At 51.9% G+C, this 18,221-nt stretch carries 17 protein-coding genes; 8 read left to right on the top strand and 9 right to left on the bottom strand.

The window, feature by feature from the left end; genetic code table 11:
• Nucleotides 1-170 precede the first annotated feature (170 nt).
• Both mobB and mobA read right to left on the bottom strand, forming a co-directional pair.
• Entirely contained in the window at nt 171-680 is a 510-nt protein-coding gene (mobB, locus tag ACSZPU_RS14595; protein ID WP_499000042.1) for a molybdopterin-guanine dinucleotide biosynthesis protein MobB, read from the bottom strand.
• On the bottom strand, nt 677-1,261 hold the full coding sequence (gene mobA / locus ACSZPU_RS14590) for a molybdenum cofactor guanylyltransferase MobA (protein WP_499000039.1): 585 nt from the start codon (nt 1,259-1,261) through the stop codon (nt 677-679). The genes mobB and mobA overlap by 4 nt, the downstream gene beginning before the upstream one ends.
• A 68-nt stretch (nt 1,262-1,329) precedes the next feature.
• Between mobA and ACSZPU_RS14585 the strand changes: the two genes are divergently transcribed.
• The 3 genes from ACSZPU_RS14585 (at nt 1,330) to dsbA (ending at nt 3,315) form a co-directional block, all read left to right on the top strand.
• Nucleotides 1,330-1,599, top strand: a complete 270-nt coding sequence (locus tag ACSZPU_RS14585; protein WP_499000036.1) for a YihD family protein — start codon at nt 1,330-1,332, stop codon at nt 1,597-1,599.
• A gap of 76 nt (nt 1,600-1,675) precedes the next feature.
• Nucleotides 1,676-2,662 (top strand): serine/threonine protein kinase, encoded by a 987-nt coding sequence (locus ACSZPU_RS14580; protein ID WP_499000033.1) that lies wholly within the window; start codon nt 1,676-1,678, stop codon nt 2,660-2,662.
• Nucleotides 2,663-2,691: 29 nt separating this feature from the next.
• On the top strand, nt 2,692-3,315 hold the full coding sequence (gene dsbA / locus ACSZPU_RS14575) for a thiol:disulfide interchange protein DsbA (protein WP_499000030.1): 624 nt from the start codon (nt 2,692-2,694) through the stop codon (nt 3,313-3,315).
• Nucleotides 3,316-3,330: 15 nt separating this feature from the next.
• Here dsbA and yihG read toward each other — a convergent pair whose 3' ends face one another.
• Nucleotides 3,331-4,239 (bottom strand): 1-acylglycerol-3-phosphate O-acyltransferase, YihG family, encoded by a 909-nt coding sequence (yihG, locus tag ACSZPU_RS14570; protein WP_499000028.1) that lies wholly within the window; start codon nt 4,237-4,239, stop codon nt 3,331-3,333.
• 423 nt (nt 4,240-4,662) lie between these two features.
• Between yihG and polA the strand changes: the two genes are divergently transcribed.
• Together polA and spfP are read left to right on the top strand one after the other, a co-directional pair.
• Nucleotides 4,663-7,449 carry a DNA polymerase I gene (polA, locus tag ACSZPU_RS14565; RefSeq protein ID WP_499000026.1) on the top strand — a complete coding sequence of 929 codons (2,787 nt, stop codon included), beginning with the start codon at nt 4,663-4,665 and terminating at the stop codon, nt 7,447-7,449.
• 165 nt (nt 7,450-7,614) lie between these two features.
• Complete coding sequence (gene spfP, locus ACSZPU_RS14560) at nt 7,615-7,662, top strand: small protein SpfP (protein ID WP_071892919.1); 48 nt, start codon at nt 7,615-7,617, stop codon at nt 7,660-7,662.
• A gap of 96 nt (nt 7,663-7,758) precedes the next feature.
• Here spfP and yihA read toward each other — a convergent pair whose 3' ends face one another.
• Nucleotides 7,759-8,391 (bottom strand): ribosome biogenesis GTP-binding protein YihA/YsxC, encoded by a 633-nt coding sequence (gene yihA / locus ACSZPU_RS14555; protein WP_499000045.1) that lies wholly within the window; start codon nt 8,389-8,391, stop codon nt 7,759-7,761.
• Nucleotides 8,392-8,960: 569 nt separating this feature from the next.
• On the opposite strand from yihA, the gene yihI reads away from it, so the two are divergent.
• Nucleotides 8,961-9,470 carry a Der GTPase-activating protein YihI gene (yihI, locus tag ACSZPU_RS14550; protein WP_499000024.1) on the top strand — a complete coding sequence of 170 codons (510 nt, stop codon included), beginning with the start codon at nt 8,961-8,963 and terminating at the stop codon, nt 9,468-9,470.
• A 186-nt stretch (nt 9,471-9,656) separates the two neighbouring features.
• Entirely contained in the window at nt 9,657-11,030 is a 1,374-nt protein-coding gene (hemN, locus tag ACSZPU_RS14545; RefSeq protein ID WP_499000021.1) for an oxygen-independent coproporphyrinogen III oxidase, read from the top strand.
• A gap of 85 nt (nt 11,031-11,115) precedes the next feature.
• On the opposite strand, the gene ACSZPU_RS14540 is transcribed toward hemN, so the two are convergent.
• The 4 genes from ACSZPU_RS14540 to glnA form a co-directional block, all read right to left on the bottom strand.
• On the bottom strand, nt 11,116-11,238 hold the full coding sequence (locus ACSZPU_RS14540; RefSeq protein ID WP_499000019.1) for a YshB family small membrane protein: 123 nt from the start codon (nt 11,236-11,238) through the stop codon (nt 11,116-11,118).
• Nucleotides 11,239-11,347: 109 nt separating this feature from the next.
• The gene (gene glnG / locus ACSZPU_RS14535; protein ID WP_499000016.1) at nt 11,348-12,760 is read right to left on the bottom strand and encodes a nitrogen regulation protein NR(I); all 1,413 of its coding nucleotides are present in this window, start codon (nt 12,758-12,760) and stop codon (nt 11,348-11,350) included.
• Between the two features lie 8 nt (nt 12,761-12,768).
• Nucleotides 12,769-13,818: a nitrogen regulation protein NR(II) gene (glnL, locus tag ACSZPU_RS14530; protein ID WP_499000013.1), complete on the bottom strand. Its 1,050-nt coding sequence runs from the start codon at nt 13,816-13,818 to the stop codon at nt 12,769-12,771.
• A 183-nt stretch (nt 13,819-14,001) separates the two neighbouring features.
• Nucleotides 14,002-15,411, bottom strand: a complete 1,410-nt coding sequence (gene glnA / locus ACSZPU_RS14525) for a glutamate--ammonia ligase (RefSeq protein ID WP_499000011.1) — start codon at nt 15,409-15,411, stop codon at nt 14,002-14,004.
• 381 nt (nt 15,412-15,792) lie between these two features.
• Here glnA and typA point away from each other — a divergent pair, with 381 nt between their 5' ends.
• The gene (typA, locus tag ACSZPU_RS14520; protein WP_499000008.1) at nt 15,793-17,616 is read left to right on the top strand and encodes a ribosome-dependent GTPase TypA; all 1,824 of its coding nucleotides are present in this window, start codon (nt 15,793-15,795) and stop codon (nt 17,614-17,616) included.
• Nucleotides 17,617-17,704: 88 nt separating this feature from the next.
• Here typA and ACSZPU_RS14515 read toward each other — a convergent pair.
• A partial coding sequence (locus ACSZPU_RS14515) for an oligogalacturonate-specific porin KdgM family protein (RefSeq protein ID WP_499000006.1) occupies nt 17,705-18,221 on the bottom strand: 517 nt, incomplete at its 5' end.

Raw genomic sequence — 18,221 nt, 5'->3', positions numbered from 1 at the left:
TTTATTATCGAGTTCGGTGACCGCCTGGACGGTCACTTCTGAGAAAAGGCATTTACACAGAATCGTGTACAGGGTCACAAGGGAAGAAGCCCATCCTGACGGATGGGCTTTTTGCGTGTGCGCGAAATGAAAGTGTGGTGAACCTCACGGGGGCGCTGCGCTCACCCGGCCTACAATTCCGTTCCCAACCACGCCACAATAAACGCCACAATATCCTGCAAATTATTCAAATCCAGCACCGGCACATCAACGTTCAGAGGAATATCGCTGGCGACAGCAATAGTATGTTCATCGATCGTCAGCTCTTCCTCACTATGCCCACAGCCCTGACGAAACAGTAAGATCTTCGCGACGGCTTCGTGCTTAAAGCCTTCAACAAGTACCAGATCCAGCGTAGAAGCATCCATTCGGCTAACCAGATACGCTAAATTTAGCTCCGGCTCATCCGGTGTTTCTGTCATTAAGGCCCAGCGTTGCGAACTGGCCACAATAGTTTGTGCTGCACCGGCTTTACGTAACTCGTAACTGTCCTTCCCAGGCTTATCCACATCCATATCATGATGGGTGTGTTTGATCAGACCCGGGCGGATCCCCTGGTCGCATAATGCAGGAATCAGCTTTTTAAGCAGCGTCGTCTTTCCGGTACCGCTCCATGCGGCAATAGCCAGTACGGGTATCATGCTTTCTCCTGCCAGCGCGCCAGATCCTCAGGCGTATTCACGTTCACAAAGCTTTCCTTTGCATCACTAAAATCGACTGAATGCCCACCGACTTCCCGCATAAAGAACATGACCCGACGTTCGCCCCGGCTAAGATAATCTTGCAGCAGTGGTGCAACGGAACGTTTCACCAGGGCAACGGTTGGATGATCGCGTTCACCGTCATGCACCCACACCGCATTTGCGTTCTGACATTCTGCACTTAATCGCTCGACCAGACCGCCCGGAATATAAGGAGTGTCACAGGGAGAGAACAGAAACCACTCGCTCTCGCACTGCTGCATAACAGACAACATCCCCGCCAGCGGCCCGGGGAAATCAGCCAGTAGATCCTGAAACACCGGGAAACTACTTGCCCGATAACGTTCGAGATTACGGTTCGCGCTAATCACAATATTCCCGACCTGGGGTGCCATCGCGTGCGCTACGTGTTCCCACAGCGGCTTACCTTTTAATTCCAGTAACCCTTTATCCTGACCTCCCATTCGCGAGGCTTTCCCCCCTGCGAGTATCACGCCAGTTACCGCACCCTTTTGAATCACCTTATCGCCTCTTTTATTGTAGGTTTGACCCTGATAACGTGTCTGTACCAAGAGTAAGGAGCACCACCATGAAATGTAAACGCCTGAATGAAGTTATCGAACTCCTCCAGCTGGCCTGGCAGAAAGAACCAGAATTAAATCTGATGCAATTTTTGCAGAAACTGGCGAAAGAATCAGGTTATGACGGCGAGCTTACGGATTTAAGCGACGACATTCTGATCTATCACCTGAAAATGCGCGATTCTGATAAAGATGCGGCTATTCCGGGTATTAAGAAAGATTATGAAGAAGATTTTAAAACCGCATTGCTCCGTGCGCGCGGCGTAATTAAAGAGTAAAAGCTTGTAAGCTAATCCACCGAAAGCGCACTGAAATGATATCCTCAATCATTCGGCTTTATTTGCGGATAATGGGATGAACCATAACGCTTTTACTTTCCAGACTCTCCATCCTGATACCATTATGGATGCGTTGTTTGAGCGGGGAATCCGGGTTGATTCCGGTCTTACCCCTCTTAACAGCTATGAGAACCGCGTTTACCAGTTTCAGGACGAAGATCGTCGCCGCTATGTGGTGAAGTTCTACCGTCCTGAACGTTGGTCCGCAGAACAAATCCAGGAAGAACATCAATTTGCGTTCGATCTTCTGCGCGATGAAGTTCCTGTTGCCGCACCACTCGCATTCGATAATCAAACCTTACTGACCCATCAGGGGTTTTATTACGCGGTTTTCCCGAGTATGGGAGGACGGCAGTTCGAAGCGGATAACCTGGATCAAATAGAGTGGGTTGGCCGCTACCTCGGGCGCTTGCATCAAACTGGCCGCAAGGCGTTATTCACACACCGTCCAGATATTGGTGTGAAAGAGTATTTGCTTGAACCACGCCAGGTGTTTGAAGATTGCACTCTTATCCCTGCTGCGCTGAAAGACGGTTTCCTGCGTGCCACCGACCAGCTTATCGAAGCCGTCATGGCGCAGTGGCATAATCGTTTTACCAACCTGCGCCTGCATGGTGACTGTCATGCCGGGAATATCCTCTGGCGCGATGGACCGCTGTTTGTGGATCTCGATGACGCCCGAAATGGTCCTGCGATTCAGGATTTATGGATGTTGTTGCATGGCGATAAAGCCGGGCAGCGCATGCAGCTTGAGATGATTATCGAAGCCTACGAAGAATTCTGTGAATTTGATACGGCGGAACTGAGCCTTATTGAACCGCTACGCGCCATGCGCCTGGTTTATTATCTGGCGTGGATTATTCGCCGCTGGGATGACCCGGCGTTCCCCAGAAATTTCCCGTGGCTTACCGGGGAAGATTACTGGCGCAATCAGACATCGACTTTTCTTGGGCAGGTAAAGGCAATGCAAGAACCGCCTCTACAATTAATGCCGCTTTATTAATGTGTGACACATCCTGGAGAGATTTAATCATGAAGAAAATTTGGCTGGCGCTGGCAGGAATGATTCTGGCTTTTAGTGCTTCGGCAGCACAATTTACCGACGGTAAGCAGTACATCACGATCGACAAGCCGGTTGCTGGCGAACCGCAGGTTCTGGAGTTCTTCTCGTTCTATTGCCCGCACTGCTACGACTTTGAACATGTGTGGCACGTTGCGGATGCGATAAAACAGAAGCTGCCGGAAGGCACCAAAATGACCAAATACCACGTTGAGTTCCTGGGCCCGTTGGGCAAAGAGATGACTCAGGCATGGGCTGTCGCAATGGCACTGGGCGTGGAAGACAAAATCACCGCCCCGATGTTTGACGCTGTGCAGAAAACGCAAACCGTTCAGTCTGTTGCTGATATCCGCGATGTCTTCATCAAAGCGGGCGTAAAAGGCGAAGAGTATGATGCAGCCTGGAACAGCTTTGTGGTGAAATCACTGGTTGCTCAGCAAGAGAAAGCAGCCGCCGACTTGCAGCTGCAGGGCGTTCCGTCCATGTATGTTAACGGCAAATATCAGCTGAACATGCAGGGTATGGATACCAGCAGCATGGATATCTTCGTGCAGCAATATGCTGACACCGTTCGATTCCTGGTTGAGAAGAAGTAATAGCAAAAACGCCGGTCAATGATCGGCGTTTTTATATTCACGCTTGATAGCATCGATTTGCTGGTCTTTCTCACTCCATAACGTATTTAGCCACTGCTGAAACCCGCGCTTAAAGTTCTTATCGTTAACGTAATCACCGTGCAATTCTTCGCTAACCGACAACAAATTCACGCGAACAACAATGTGCGTTAACTTCCCGCTCAACATATCAAAAAACGGTTTCTTGTCATTTTGTGGATAGCAAAGCGTCACATCCAGCAGTTTATCGAATTGCGCGCCAAGTACACCTAGTGCCATTGCTATGCCTGCTGCTTTTGGGGGCAGCAGGTTATTGAATGATGAGCGCGTTTCAATGCGTTTTTCATCGGTAAAGCGCGAGCCTTCAACGAAATTCACAATCGTTGTCGGGTGAGAGCGAAATTTCTCGCAGGAACGACGCGTGGTTTCTACGTCTTTACCGCGACGCTCAGGGTGGCGTATCAGGTAACCCCGTGAATAGCGGCGCATAAACGGCATATCCAGCGCCCAGCAGGCCAGCCCAATAAAGGGAACCCAGGCCAGCTGCTGCTTGAGAAAGTATTTGTTCATCGGGATATGTTTGCGAAAAAGCACGCACAGCACCACGATATCCGCCCAGCTATGGTGGTTGCAGATAAGCAGGTACCAGTTCTTTTTGTTCAGCCCTTCCAGACCTTCAATGTCCCACTGGAGATGCGGGTTAAGATGCAGCAGCCAGGCCAGGCCTTCGCACCAGCAATACATCATAAAATTACAAAATGCGGAGATAGCACGCCACAGTACCGGGATCGGCAGTAACAGTTTAATGATACCGGCGATAATGATCGGCACAGAACAGAAGATGGTCACCAGAATGGTGAGTATGACACTCAAAACCAGGGTGCATAGAGCGAGCAGTCTCGACATAGTTAAATTATTCAAATGGTTAATCACAGCATGCACGTCGCAGCGAGTGCAAGGCGCTGATTTTACCAGAAAACGCGCCCTATGATTGGTAAAGGTTGGACTTAGTGTGCGATGGCGAACGGTTGCGTTAAATCAAATTGCGTTTTCTTATATCCACATGGAGCAAATAGTCACCAAAAGGCAATAACGATCGTTTGCCTTTTTATAACAATTTGAAAAATAAGATAACTTACTTTTCTGCGATCGGAAAAAATGCACAATAATCCAGCCCTTTAGAAATAATTCACAAACTTATCCACAGGATGAAGCAGGAAAGGATCCCGCAGATCGTGAAATTGTTTCCTGCAAATGCGGTGAAAAACTGATGTTTTCGCCCGTCTGTGGCATCCTTTAGCCATAAATTGATAAACAGGCACGGACATCATGGTTCAGATCCCAGAAAACCCACTTATCCTTGTTGATGGCTCATCCTATCTCTATCGCGCATACCATGCGTTTCCGCCGCTGACCAACAGTGCAGGCGAGCCTACTGGCGCAATGTATGGCGTCCTGAATATGCTGCGCAGCTTGATCCTGCAGTATCAGCCGACACATGCTGCGGTGGTGTTTGATGCGAAGGGCAAAACGTTCCGTGACGAGCTGTTTGAGCACTATAAATCCCATCGCCCACCGATGCCGGACGATCTACGCGCGCAAATCGAGCCGCTGCATGAAATGGTGAAAGCGATGGGTCTGCCGCTGCTGGCTGTTTCAGGCGTTGAGGCTGACGATGTGATCGGTACGCTGGCGCGTGAAGCTGAAAAAGCAGGGCGTCCGGTTCTGATCAGCACGGGCGATAAAGACATGGCGCAGCTAGTGACGCCGGGGATTACCCTCATCAACACCATGACCAACACGGTCCTGGGGCCAGAAGAGGTGGTCACCAAATACGGCGTGCCGCCGGAGCTGATCATCGATTTCCTCGCTTTGATGGGCGACTCCTCGGATAACATTCCGGGTGTGCCTGGTGTAGGCGAAAAAACCGCGCAGGCTCTGTTACAAGGGCTTGGCGGGCTGGATACGCTGTATGCCGAGCCGGAAAAAATCGCCGAACTCTCTTTCCGTGGCGCTAAAAACATGGCGGCGAAGCTGGAGCAAAATAAAGAGGTGGCCTACCTCTCTTACCAACTGGCGACCATTAAAACGGACGTTGAGCTGGAGCTGACCTGCGAACAGCTGGACGTGCAGCAACCGGCAACGGATGCGCTGCTGGGTCTGTTTAAAAAGTACGAATTTAAGCGCTGGATTACGGATCTGGAAGGCGGCAAATGGCTCCAGGTCAGAGGCGCGAAACCGGCCGCTAAGCCGCAAGAAACGGTTGTAGTTGAAGCCGAAGACGAAGTACCTGCTGTTGCACTGTCGTTTGATAACTACGTCACCATCCTTGATGAAGATGTATTAAACGAGTGGATTGCCAAACTCAAAAAAGCACCGGTGTTTGCTTTCGATACCGAAACGGACAGTCTGGATAACGTCAGCGCCAATCTGGTCGGGCTTTCGTTTGCGATTGAACCGGGCGTAGCGGCTTATGTGCCGGTGGCGCATGACTATCTGGATGCGCCAAAGCAGATTTCCTGCGATCGGGCACTGGGATTACTGAAAGACCTGCTTGAAGACGAAAAGGCCCAAAAGATTGGCCAGAATCTCAAGTATGACCGCGGTATTCTTGCCAATTATGGTATCGAGCTGCGCGGCATTGTCTTTGACACCATGCTGGAATCGTACACTCTGGACAGCGTTGCCGGTCGCCACGATATGGACAGCCTCTCCGATCGTTGGTTGAAGCATAAAACCATCACGTTTGAAGAGATTGCGGGTAAAGGCAAAAACCAGCTGACGTTTAATCAGATCGATCTGGAACAGGCCGGGCGTTATGCGGCAGAAGACGCGGACGTCACGCTGCAACTGCACCTCAAGATGTGGCCGGAACTGCAAAAGAATGCAGGCCCGTTAAATATCTTCCAGAACATCGAGATCCCTCTGGTGCCTGTGCTGTCGCGCGTAGAGCGTAACGGCGTCAATATCGATCCTGCGGTTCTGCACAAACATTCCGGGGAAATTGCCCTGCGTCTGGCAGAGCTGGAGAAAAAGGCCCACGAGATTGCCGGTGAGCCATTCAACCTTGCGTCGACCAAACAGCTGCAGACGATTCTCTTTGAAAAGCAGGGAATTAAACCGCTGAAAAAGACACCTGGCGGCGCACCGTCAACGTCTGAGGAAGTGCTGGAAGAGCTGGCGCTGGATTACCCTCTGCCGAAAGTCATTCTCGAGCACCGGGGCCTGTCGAAACTGAAATCGACTTACACCGATAAGCTGCCGCTGATGATTAACCCGAAAACCGGGCGCGTACACACCTCATATCATCAGGCTGTGACGGCGACCGGGCGCTTATCCTCCACCGATCCGAACCTGCAAAACATTCCGGTACGTAATGATGAAGGCCGTCGCATTCGTCAGGCATTTATCGCCCCGAAAGACTATGTCATTGTTTCCGCTGACTACTCGCAAATCGAGCTGCGCATTATGGCGCATCTGTCGCGTGATAAAGGCCTGCTCTCTGCCTTTGCCGAAGGGAAGGATATCCACCGTGCAACGGCGGCAGAAGTCTTTGGTTTACCGCTGGAAAGCGTGTCGAATGAGCAGCGCCGCAGCGCGAAAGCCATCAACTTCGGTCTGATTTACGGCATGAGCGCGTTTGGTTTATCCCGTCAGCTCAACATTCCGCGCAAAGAGTCGCAGAAGTATATGGATCTCTACTTCGAACGTTACCCGGGCGTACTGGACTATATGGAACGCACCCGCGCGCAGGCGAAGGAGCAGGGCTACGTTGAAACCCTGGAAGGGCGTCGTCTCTATCTGCCGGACATCAAATCCAGCAATGCGGCACGCCGCGCCGGTGCTGAACGTGCGGCGATCAACGCCCCGATGCAGGGGACGGCGGCAGACATCATTAAAAGAGCAATGATCGCGGTTGATGCGTGGCTACAAACGGAAAAACCGCGCGTGAAAATGATCATGCAGGTACACGATGAATTAGTGTTCGAAGTGCATAAAGACGATGTGGATGCGGTGTCGCAAAAGATCCACGAGCTGATGGAAAGCAGCACCAAACTGGATGTGCCGTTGCTGGTGGAAGTCGGTAGCGGGCAAAACTGGGATCAGGCGCACTAAGTACTGGTCACATAAGCTTCTTTTTCTGTAAGTAAGCAACATAACCAGTACATTTTGTGACGATCATTCATATTCCCTATGTAAAGATTGAAAATAAACTACAAAAAGTGCTTTGTTGGTGACCGAAAAGGGAGTAGAGTTAAACACGTAGGGTACAGAGGTAAGATGTTCTATCTTTCAGACCTTTTACTTCACGTAATCGGATTTGGCTGAATATTTAGCCGCCCCAGTCAGAAATGACTGGGGCGTTTTTTATTGGGCGAAAGAAAGAAAAAGCGCGGGCGAATGCCGCGCTATATCAGGCAGGGATCAGGCTTCTGCGTCTTCTTCGACAACCGGCGGAAGGTCGTTAAACCAGTTATCCAGCTTCTGGCGAAGTTTATCGACGCCCAGCTTTTTCAGTGATGAAAATGCTTCAACCTGCACATCACCATTAAACGCAAGTACCGCTTCACGCACCATATTCAGCTGCGCCTTACGCGCACCGCTGGCCAGCTTGTCCGCTTTCGTCAGCAATACCAGAATCTGCACGTTGCTTTCTACCGCCCACTGGATCATTTGCTGATCAAGATCTTTCAACGGATGGCGGATATCCATCAACACCACCAGGCCCTGCAGGCACTGGCGCTTCTCAAGATATTCACCCAGTGCGCGCTGCCACTTGAGCTTCATCTCTTCGGGTACTTCGGCGTAACCGTAACCCGGTAAATCCACCAGACGTTTGCCGTCGGCGACTTCGAACAGGTTAATTAGCTGCGTACGTCCTGGCGTTTTGGATGTGCGAGCCAGGCTTTTCTGATTTGTCAGGGTGTTAAGCGCGCTGGATTTCCCAGCGTTGGAGCGGCCAGCAAAAGCCACTTCAATGCCGGTATCAGCGGGTAAGTGGCGAATATCAGGCGCACTCGTGACAAAATGCGTCTGTTGGTAGTTCCAGTTAGTCAAAATGGTCGTCTCCGTAATCTCAAGCATGGGGGATTATACCTGAACCCACGTAAAAGGCTGTTTTTCTCGCCAGATGGAGTGCGGAAGATAATATCCCTGTTTCTTGTAGGATATTTGCCATAAAGCTTATGCGAACTTTCGGAAAAATTGTAGGCCTGAAAAAACGTAAATCAAAGTAAAACAATGACTTGTTAATATAGAATTTTCTGAATTTATGTTTTTTGGCCACATTGTTGCTTGTAAGTTTAAATTAAGCAGGTAAAGTAGTTGCACAGGCGAGGAAGCCCACAGGATCAAGACTTAAGGATGAGGGTCAGGAGTGCCAGGAGGCGAAGACCAGGAAACTGTCAGGACGACAGTCTTAAAAGGGAAAAGGACCGCAACACGGATGTGACATGCTAAGGGAAAAACAGGGTGTGTTGTTAGCAAACAGGGAACGTAGTACCCATTGAGGGTTGAGGGTCAGAAAAAAAGGCGACAGATTACTCTGTCGCCTTTTTTCTTTGCTTGCTTTCTGCTAGATTCCGCCGCAATTCTATACTGAATAAAACCATTTAAAGCCGACCATCATGAAAAAACCTTCAACAACTCCACGCGGTAAAACGCCTGGCAAAGCGCGCCGTAAAACACGTGAAGAACTGAACCAGGAAGGACGCGATCGTAAGCGCGATAAAAAGCACAGTGGCAATGCGGCCGGTAGCCGTGCCAGTGGTGCAGCGAACTCTGGTGCAGGAAAAGGGGCGTCCAAAGCCGATCCGCGTATTGGCAGCAAAAAACCGATTCCACTGGGTGCGACCGAGCCCCAGGCCAAAAAGCAGCACAAACCAAAGAGCGAGAAACCTATGCTTTCACCGCAAGCTGAACTGGATCTGCTGGAGAACGATGAGCGCCTGGACGCGCTGCTGGAACGCCTTGAAGAGGGCGAATCCCTGAATGCTGAAGAGCAAAGCTGGGTAGACGCTAAACTGGACCGCATCGATGAATTGATGCAGCAGCTGGGCCTCTCTTACGACGATGACGAAGAAGAAGAGGAAAAAGCTCAGGAAGATATGATGCGCCTGCTGAAAGGCGGTCAGTAACGGCTAACGCATGGGCTTACCCGTCCTGCTTATAACCCTTCCGGTTATATGTTATCTGGTGTGGTTATTCGTTAAACTACAGCGGTTGTCGCGGCGCAAAGTGTGGCTGCGCAACCGGCTCATGACCCGAAATGAGGTCAGGCCGGGCCGCCGGATCCCCCAGCGGCGTTATCGGAAGGAGTGAGCATGTCTGAGCAACGAATTGACTGGGATCTGGCCCTTATCCAGAAATATAACTATTCCGGGCCGCGTTACACGTCTTACCCCACCGCGCTGGAGTTTTCTGCCGACTATGGCGAAGACAATTTCCGCAGCGCCGTTGCACGTTATCCCGGGCGACCCCTGTCGCTGTATGTGCACATTCCGTTTTGCCACAAGCTTTGCTACTTCTGCGGCTGCAATAAGATTGTTACGCGCCAGCAGCACAAAGCCGACCAATATCTGGACGCACTGGAGCAAGAGATTATCCATCGTGCGCCGCTGTTTACCGACCGTCGTGTCAGCCAGCTTCACTGGGGCGGCGGTACGCCTACCTATCTGAATAACGCGCAAATCAGCCGCCTGATGGGCTTGCTGCGCGGCCATTTTCAGTTTGATGCGGATGCGGAAATCTCCATCGAAGTTGATCCGCGTGAAATCGAGCTGGATGTCCTTGATCACCTGCGATCGGAAGGTTTTAACCGCCTGAGCATGGGCGTGCAGGACTTCAATAAAGAGGTTCAGCGGCTGGTTAACCGTGAGCAGGATGAAGACTTTATCTTTGCGCTGATTAAACGTGCGCGCGATATTGGCTTCACCTCAACCAACATTGATTTGATTTACGGCCTGCCGAAACAGACGCCGGAAAGCTTTGCCTTCACCCTGAGCCGGGTGGCTGAGCTGAGCCCCGATCGCCTGAGTGTCTTTAACTACGCGCATTTACCGACCCTGTTTGCGGCCCAGCGTAAAATCAAAGATGCAGATCTGCCGTCCGCGCAGCAAAAGCTGGATATCCTGCAGCAGACGATTGTCTCGCTGACGGACGCCGGCTATCAGTTTATCGGTATGGACCACTTTGCTCGCCCCGATGACGAGCTGGCGGTGGCCCAGCGCGATGGCGTTCTGCACCGTAACTTCCAGGGCTACACCACTCAGGGCGATACCGAACTGCTGGGGATGGGGGTGTCGGCCATCAGCATGATTGGCGACAGTTACACGCAGAATCAGAAAGAGTTAAAAACCTATTACCAGCAGGTGGATGAAACCGGCAATGCCCTGTGGCGTGGGATTGCGCTGACCCGTGATGACTGCATTCGTCGTGACGTGATAAAAGCTCTGATTTGCCACTTCCGCCTCGATTTCAGCCGCATCGAAAATCAGTGGGATCTGCGCTTTAAGGACTATTTTGCCGAAGACCTGAAATTGCTTAAGCCGCTGGCGAACGATGGGCTGGTGGAGATGAACGAGCAGGGCATTGAGGTGACGGCGAAAGGGCGCTTGTTGATTCGCAACATCTGCATGTGCTTTGACGTCTACCTGCGCCAGAAAGCGCGGTTGCAGCAGTTCTCGAGGGTGATTTAAACGGTATCCCCGGCGGCGATGCGCTGGCCGGGGATACGAGACCGTGGCCTGATAAGCGAAGCGCTTGCAGGCGCTTGCAGGCGCTTTAGCTAAATAGCCCAAACAGCGCGGCGCACAATACGGCAGCGACGGCGGCTTGCGGTGTGTGGCTGGCGGCGGCACTGATGCCTGCGCTGCTCGACACGATGTTGATGAGTGATTCCAGCATGATGACCTCCCCGTGGACGGGCGAGATCATACTGAACTCATCGGAACAGTAAAGCGCAAAATTGCAGCAATTTGCGCTTACTATTCAATCTTTACATTTAGCAGGCTTATTACTCCATCCCCAGCTCTTTCAGCTTCCTTGTCAGGGTGTTACGTCCCCATCCCAGTAAGCGTGCCGCCTCTTGTTTGTGCCCCTGCGTATGACGTAACGCGGTGGTCAACAAGGTGCGTTCCATCTCCGGTTGCGCTTCGGAAAGCAGGTTTTGATGACCGGAACGCAGTGCCCTGTCGGCCCATTGTGCCAGCAGCGTTGCCCAGCTATCCGGCAGCGACTGTCCGGTGCTGCTTTCCGGGATCGTGGTCTCAAACAATTCAGCCGGTAAATCCTGAATCAAGACTTCCTGCCCGGCCGCCATCACCGTTAACCAGCGGCAGGTATTCTCCAGCTGGCGTACGTTACCCGCCCAGGCCAGGCGAGTGAGTGCCGCTTCGGTTTCCGGATGCAGCAGCTTAGCTTCCACACCCAGCTCGCGTGCCGCGACCTGTAAAAAGTGGCGCGCCAGACGAGGAATATCTTCACGACGTTCACGCAGCGGCGGCAGATGAACACGGATAACGTTCAGGCGGTGGAATAAGTCCTCACGGAATTTCCCCTCCTGCACCCGCAGCTCCAGGTTCTGGTGCGTTGCGGCGATGATACGCACGTCGACCTTCACCGGCGCATAGCCACCGACGCGGTAGAACTGCCCGTCAGCCAGAACGCGCAGCAGACGTGTCTGTACGTCCAGCGGCATATCACCGATTTCATCAAGAAACAGCGTGCCGCCATCGGCCTGTTCGAAACGGCCCTGGCGAATGGTATTGGCGCCGGTAAACGCCCCTTTCTCATGGCCGAACAGTTCGGATTCAATCAAATCTTTTGGAATGGCCGCCATGTTCAGCGCAATAAAAGGCGCTTTGACGCGTGGACTGTGGCGGTGCAGCGCGTGGGCGACCAGCTCTTTACCGGTACCGGATTCACCGTTAATCAATACGCTGATAGACGAGCGCGACAGACGACCAATGATGCGAAACACATCCTGCATGGCAGGGGCTTCGCCAATGATGTCGGTGGTTGGCCCGCTGACCTGCACATTACGCGGCTGCTGCTGTTCCTGATAATGGCTGATGGCGCGTTCAACCAGGGCAACGGCTTCATCAATATCAAACGGCTTTGGCAGATAATCAAACGCCCCTTGCTGATACGCGCTGACCGCCGCGTCCAGATCGGAATGCGCGGTCATAATGATGACCGGAAGCATCGGGTGGCGCTGTTTGATTTGCTTTAACAGAGCAAGACCGTCCATGCCGGGCATGCGAATATCCGACAGCAGCACGTCCGGGGTTTTGGTGGTAAGCGCATCAAGCACTTCATTCGCGTTTTCAAACGTTGTACAGCTCAAGCCTGCCCCGGTGAGCGCGCGTTCAAGCACCCAACGGATGGAGCTATCGTCATCAACGATCCAGACTATCCCTCGTTGCATAAACACCTCTATTTCCGAATAGGCAGGAACACCGAGAATTCGGTATGGCCTGGCCAACTGGTAAATTCAATTTTGCCAGAATGCTGATCAATCAAACTTCGTGCGATAGATAACCCTAAGCCGGTACCACCTTCACGCCCACTCACCATCGGGTAAAACAGTGTGTCCTGCAGATGTGACGGAATACCTGGGCCGTTATCTTCCACATCGATACGCGCTGCAAGGCGATAGCGAACGCCGTGCAGAGTGAGCTGAAACGCGGTGCGGGTACGCAGAATAATTTCGCCGCCATCCGGCCCCAGCGCCTGCAACGCATTGCGCACAATGTTCAGCAGCACCTGTTCTATCTGGTCAGGGTCGTGCGCCAGTTCAGGCAGGCTTGGGTCGTAGTCGCGGACCAGGGTGACGTTGTCGGGCAATTCCATCGATACCAGCTTCACAACGCGCTCTGCGACTTTGTGAATGCTTTCCGTCACGTGCATGCCGGGCTGCTGTGGCCCAAGCAGTCGGTCCACCAGGTTACGCAGACGGTCCGCCTGCTCAATGATGACTTTGGTGTATTCCAACAGCGAAGGATCTGGCAGGGCTTTGCTTAAGAGCTGCGCCGCACCGCGTAAACCGCCGAGTGGGTTTTTTATTTCGTGCGCCAGGCCGCGTACCAGATCGCGTGCAGCCACCTGCTGAGCGTGCTGGAGCTGTTCCTGACTCAGGCGTCGCTGATTGTCCATCGGTGCCATCTCCAGCAGGATGAGGCCCTCAGGCAGCCGTTGCGCCGTTAACGAGAGAATATGTGAGCGCCCGTCGATAACGAGGGTGACTTCATTGTCCGTAAAGCCTTGTCCGGCATCGAGGCTTTCCCGCATCAGGACGATATTCAGCGAGAAATAGCTCAGCAGGTCCGGCAACGGGGTGCCGAATAACTTACGGGAACTTTGCGCCAGAAGTTGCTGCGCCGCCGGGTTGGCATAATGCACCGCCAGCTCGTCATCAACCAGCAAGATGCTGTTGATCAAAGAATTGAGGATCTGCCCAGCATCGGGCAACGAGCCACTTGCCATCCAGCAGTCTCCCAAAAGGTTGCACTATTTTAGTGCAGTATAGCGTTTTATAAGTAAATGAGACCGTAAATCAGGTTGTTGGTGGAGAAAAAAGCCCATCCTGGGATGGGCTGAAAGTTTCCACGGCAACAAAATCTCCTGCGTCTTCGCTAAGGACAAGGCCACAGGAGGTTTACAACTAAATCAAACGCTGTAATACAGTTCGAATTCAACCGGATGCGGCGTCATGCGTACGCGGTCGTTTTCTTCGATACGCAGCGCGATGTAAGCATCGATCGCGTCGTCGGTGAATACGCCACCCGCAGTCAGGAACTCGCGGTCTTCGCTCAGGCTGTTCAGTGCTTCTTCCAGAGAACCTGCAACCTGCGGGATTTCTTTCGCTTCTTCAGCTGGCAGGTCATACAGGTTTTTGTCCATTGCTTCGCCCGGGTGGATCTTGTTCTTGATACCGTCAAGACCAGCCATCAGCAGCGCTGCGAAGCACAGGTACGGGTTAGCAGCCGGGTCCGGGAAACGCACTTCGATACGACGTGCTTTCGGGGATGCAACCACCGGAATACGGATGGAAGCAGAACGGTTACGGGCAGAGTAAGCCAGCATTACCGGTGCTTCATAACCCGGGACCAGACGTTTGTAGGAGTTGGTGGTCGGGTTAGACAGGGCGTTGATCGCTTTAGCGTGTTTGATTACGCCGCCGATGTAGTACAGCGCCTGCTCAGACAGACCCGCATATTTGTCGCCAGAGAACAGGTTTACGCCGTTCTTGGACAGGGACATGTGGCAGTGCATACCGGAACCGTTATCACCGAACATTGGTTTCGGCATGAAGGTCGCGGTTTTACCGAAACGGTGCGCAACGTTGTGAACCACATATTTGTAGATCTGAATTTCGTCAGCTTTTTTGGTCATGGTGTTGAAGCGGGTTGCCACTTCGTTCTGACCAGCAGTTGCCACTTCGTGGTGATGAGCTTCAACAACCAGGCCCATCTCTTCCATCACCAGACACATGGTAGAACGCAGGTCTTGTGCAGAATCCACTGGCGGAACCGGGAAGTAACCACCTTTAACAGCCGGACGGTGACCTTTGTTACCGCCTTCGTATTTGGTGGAGGAGTTCCATGCGCCTTCGATATCATCGATAGCAACGTGGGAACCAGAAATAGAGCTGCCGAAACGTACGTCGTCGAACAGGAAGAATTCTGGTTCTGGTCCGAACAGAACGGTGTCTGCGATGCCAGTTGCGCGCAGGTATTCTTCAGCGCGTTTTGCGATGGAACGCGGGTCACGATCGTAGCCCTGCAGGGTACCTGGTTCCAGGATGTCGCAGCGGATGATCAGAGTCGGTTCTTCGTAGAACGGGTCAATGACAGCGGTAGAAGCGTCTGGCATCAGAACCATGTCAGATTCGTTAATGCCTTTCCAGCCGCCAATCGAGGAGCCGTCAAACATTTTGCCTTCTTCAAAGAATTCGGCATTCACCTGGTGAGCAGGGATCGTGACGTGCTGCTCTTTACCTTTGGTATCGGTAAAGCGCAAATCAACAAATTTCACTTCGTGCTCATTCAGCATCGTCAAAACGTGTTCAGCGGACATACTTAAACTCTCCCGGATTTTTCATTGTCGTCGTGGAAACGAGGTCTACAATTACGGCTCTAACCTGTCGTTGTTGCCATGAAAAAGATAAAGCGAAATCTATGCCAACTTTCAAATGTCACTAAAAAGGCGCTATTATGCGCACCATAGTGCAAAAGGGCTGCACCACGATGGTTATATTGCACCAATTCAGTGCCTGAATGTGAACGTCGAGCACTGAATTGGTGCAATTCCTGGTTAAGTAGCCCAATTTCGCTTCGTGAAAGCGATCACAAAGGAACTCTGCAATACTTGTTTGCGGGGGATGTTTGTGATCCTGTTTTGTAGTGCGATTAATCCGTGTACAATAACGCGCTATTTCTAAATGCCTGAGGCAAAGTTGTGATCGAAAATCTGCGTAACATCGCCATCATCGCGCACGTTGACCATGGTAAAACTACCCTGGTTGATAAGCTGCTGCAGCAATCCGGTACGTTCGATGCGCGTGCCGAAACTCAAGAGCGAGTGATGGACTCCAACGATTTGGAGAAAGAGCGTGGGATTACCATCCTGGCTAAAAACACCGCTATCAAATGGAATGATTACCGTATCAACATCGTTGATACCCCAGGGCACGCCGACTTCGGTGGCGAAGTTGAACGTGTCATGTCCATGGTAGATTCCGTTCTGTTGGTCGTTGATGCAATGGATGGTCCGATGCCGCAGACGCGCTTCGTGACCAAAAAAGCCTTTGCTCATGGCCTGAAACCTATTGTTGTTATCAACAAAGTTGACCGTCCGGGCGCGCGTCCTGACTGGGTTGTTGACCAGGTATTTGACCTGTTCGTTAACCTCGATGCGACCGACGAACAACTGGACTTCCCTATCGTTTACGCTTCTGCGCTGAACGGTATCGCGGGTCTGGATCACGAAGATATGGCGGAAGACATGACCCCGCTGTATCAGACTATTGTTGATCGTGTACCGGCTCCGAACGTTGACCTTGATGGCCCGCTGCAGATGCAAATCTCCCAGCTGGACTACAACAACTACGTTGGCGTCATCGGTATCGGCCGCATCAAACGTGGTAAAGTTAAGCCGAACCAGCAGGTCACTATCATTGATAGCGAAGGCAAAACCCGTAACGGTAAAGTCGGTAAAGTTCTGACCCATCTGGGCCTTGAGCGTATTGAGAGCGACATTGCAGAAGCAGGCGATATCATCGCAATCACCGGTCTGGGCGAGCTGAATATCTCCGACACCATCTGCGATACGCAGAATGTTGAAGCGCTGCCGGCGCTGTCTGTTGATGAGCCGACCGTTACCATGTTCTTCTGCGTTAACACCTCTCCGTTCTGCGGTAAAGAAGGTAAGTACGTTACCTCTCGTCAGATCCTTGACCGCCTGAACAAAGAGCTGGTGCACAACGTTGCGCTGCGCGTAGAAGAAACCGAAGACGCTGATGCATTCCGCGTTTCTGGTCGTGGTGAGCTGCACCTGTCTGTTCTGATCGAAAACATGCGTCGTGAAGGTTTCGAAATGGCGGTTTCCCGTCCGAAAGTTATCTTCCGCGAAATCGACGGCCGTAAACAAGAGCCGTTCGAAAACGTAACGCTGGACGTTGAAGAGCAGCATCAGGGTTCTGTGATGCAGGCTCTGGGTGAGCGTAAAGGCGACCTGAAAAACATGAATCCAGATGGCAAAGGCCGCGTACGTCTCGACTACGTGATCCCAAGCCGTGGCCTGATCGGCTTCCGTTCTGAGTTCATGACCATGACTTCCGGTACTGGTCTGCTGTACTCCACTTTCAGCCACTACGATGACGTTCGTGCGGGTGATGTCGGTCAGCGTCAGAACGGTGTTCTGATCTCCAACGGCCAGGGTAAAGCGGTTGCGTTTGCACTGTTTAGCCTGCAGGACCGCGGTAAGCTGTTCCTGGGTCACGGTGCAGAAGTTTACGAAGGCCAGATCATCGGTATTCACAGCCGTTCTAACGACCTGACCGTAAACTGCCTGACCGGTAAGAAACTGACCAACATGCGTGCGTCCGGTACTGACGAAGCAACGGTTCTGGTTCCGCCGGTTAAGATGACTCTGGAGCAGGCTCTGGAATTCATCGATGACGACGAACTGGTAGAAGTGACTCCGACCTCTATCCGTATTCGTAAACGTCACCTGACGGAAAACGATCGTCGTCGCGCTAACCGTGGTGCTAAAGAAGAATAATCTTCTTTCTTCACGGGATAGGTGATACCGGGCTGGCGTCATCGCTACCCGGCAAAAAAAAGCCGCTGATATCAGCGGCTTTTTTATTTCAGAATGAGTACCTTAATCCCAGGCGAATACGGTACTGCTCGCTGGTGTAGTAATTCCACCGATCCAACCATTGCAGCTCCAGATAGGGCATCCAGTTTTGCGTTATTTTATAGCTGAACTTATTGGTGATTTCCCAGTGATGATCTTTGCCATTCTTACTATGGTAGTCGTTCGTGCGCTGGAAAAAGTGCGGCTCAAAGGTATAGAAGAAAGAATCGGTTAATTTGAAATTCCAGTAATTGGCAAATTCATGAGTATCGTTTTTATCCATTTTTCCGTTCAGGTCGACCGTGTCGTAATTGCTGTGGTTGTAGCGATAACGAAAGGTAAGATTAAACCACGGGGCAAACTTGTAATTCGTATCTAAATAAACCGCACCGCCTGAGCCATCGCGATTGTCATTAATCAGCCCACCAGGCTGAAAGGTTAATTTGTCGGTAGCGAATTCAGATAATAAGTGCAACGCTCGGACATGATTGTGGAGAGTGTAGGAGGAAGGGTTAACTACCGATAAG

The sequence above is a fragment of the Phytobacter sp. V69 genome (assembly GCF_965644215.1).
Lineage (GTDB): Bacteria > Pseudomonadota > Gammaproteobacteria > Enterobacterales > Enterobacteriaceae > Phytobacter.
This window is presented reverse-complemented; position numbering and strand designations above follow the sequence as displayed.

What these genes read in the sequence shown, in the direction of transcription:
- mobB (WP_499000042.1), bottom strand. Translation starts at nt 680, where the DNA reads ATGATACCCGTACTGGCTATTGCCGCATGGAGCGGTACCGGAAAGACG.
- ACSZPU_RS14585 (WP_499000036.1), top strand. Translation starts at nt 1,330, where the DNA reads ATGAAATGTAAACGCCTGAATGAAGTTATCGAACTCCTCCAGCTGGCC.
- ACSZPU_RS14580 (WP_499000033.1), top strand. Translation starts at nt 1,676, where the DNA reads ATGAACCATAACGCTTTTACTTTCCAGACTCTCCATCCTGATACCATT.
- dsbA (WP_499000030.1), top strand. Translation starts at nt 2,692, where the DNA reads ATGAAGAAAATTTGGCTGGCGCTGGCAGGAATGATTCTGGCTTTTAGT.
- yihG (WP_499000028.1), bottom strand. Translation starts at nt 4,239, where the DNA reads ATGTCGAGACTGCTCGCTCTATGCACCCTGGTTTTGAGTGTCATACTC.
- polA (WP_499000026.1), top strand. Translation starts at nt 4,663, where the DNA reads ATGGTTCAGATCCCAGAAAACCCACTTATCCTTGTTGATGGCTCATCC.
- yihI (WP_499000024.1), top strand. Translation starts at nt 8,961, where the DNA reads ATGAAAAAACCTTCAACAACTCCACGCGGTAAAACGCCTGGCAAAGCG.
- hemN (WP_499000021.1), top strand. Translation starts at nt 9,657, where the DNA reads ATGTCTGAGCAACGAATTGACTGGGATCTGGCCCTTATCCAGAAATAT.
- ACSZPU_RS14540 (WP_499000019.1), bottom strand. Translation starts at nt 11,238, where the DNA reads ATGCTGGAATCACTCATCAACATCGTGTCGAGCAGCGCAGGCATCAGT.
- glnG (WP_499000016.1), bottom strand. Translation starts at nt 12,760, where the DNA reads ATGCAACGAGGGATAGTCTGGATCGTTGATGACGATAGCTCCATCCGT.
- glnL (WP_499000013.1), bottom strand. Translation starts at nt 13,818, where the DNA reads ATGGCAAGTGGCTCGTTGCCCGATGCTGGGCAGATCCTCAATTCTTTG.
- glnA (WP_499000011.1), bottom strand. Translation starts at nt 15,411, where the DNA reads ATGTCCGCTGAACACGTTTTGACGATGCTGAATGAGCACGAAGTGAAA.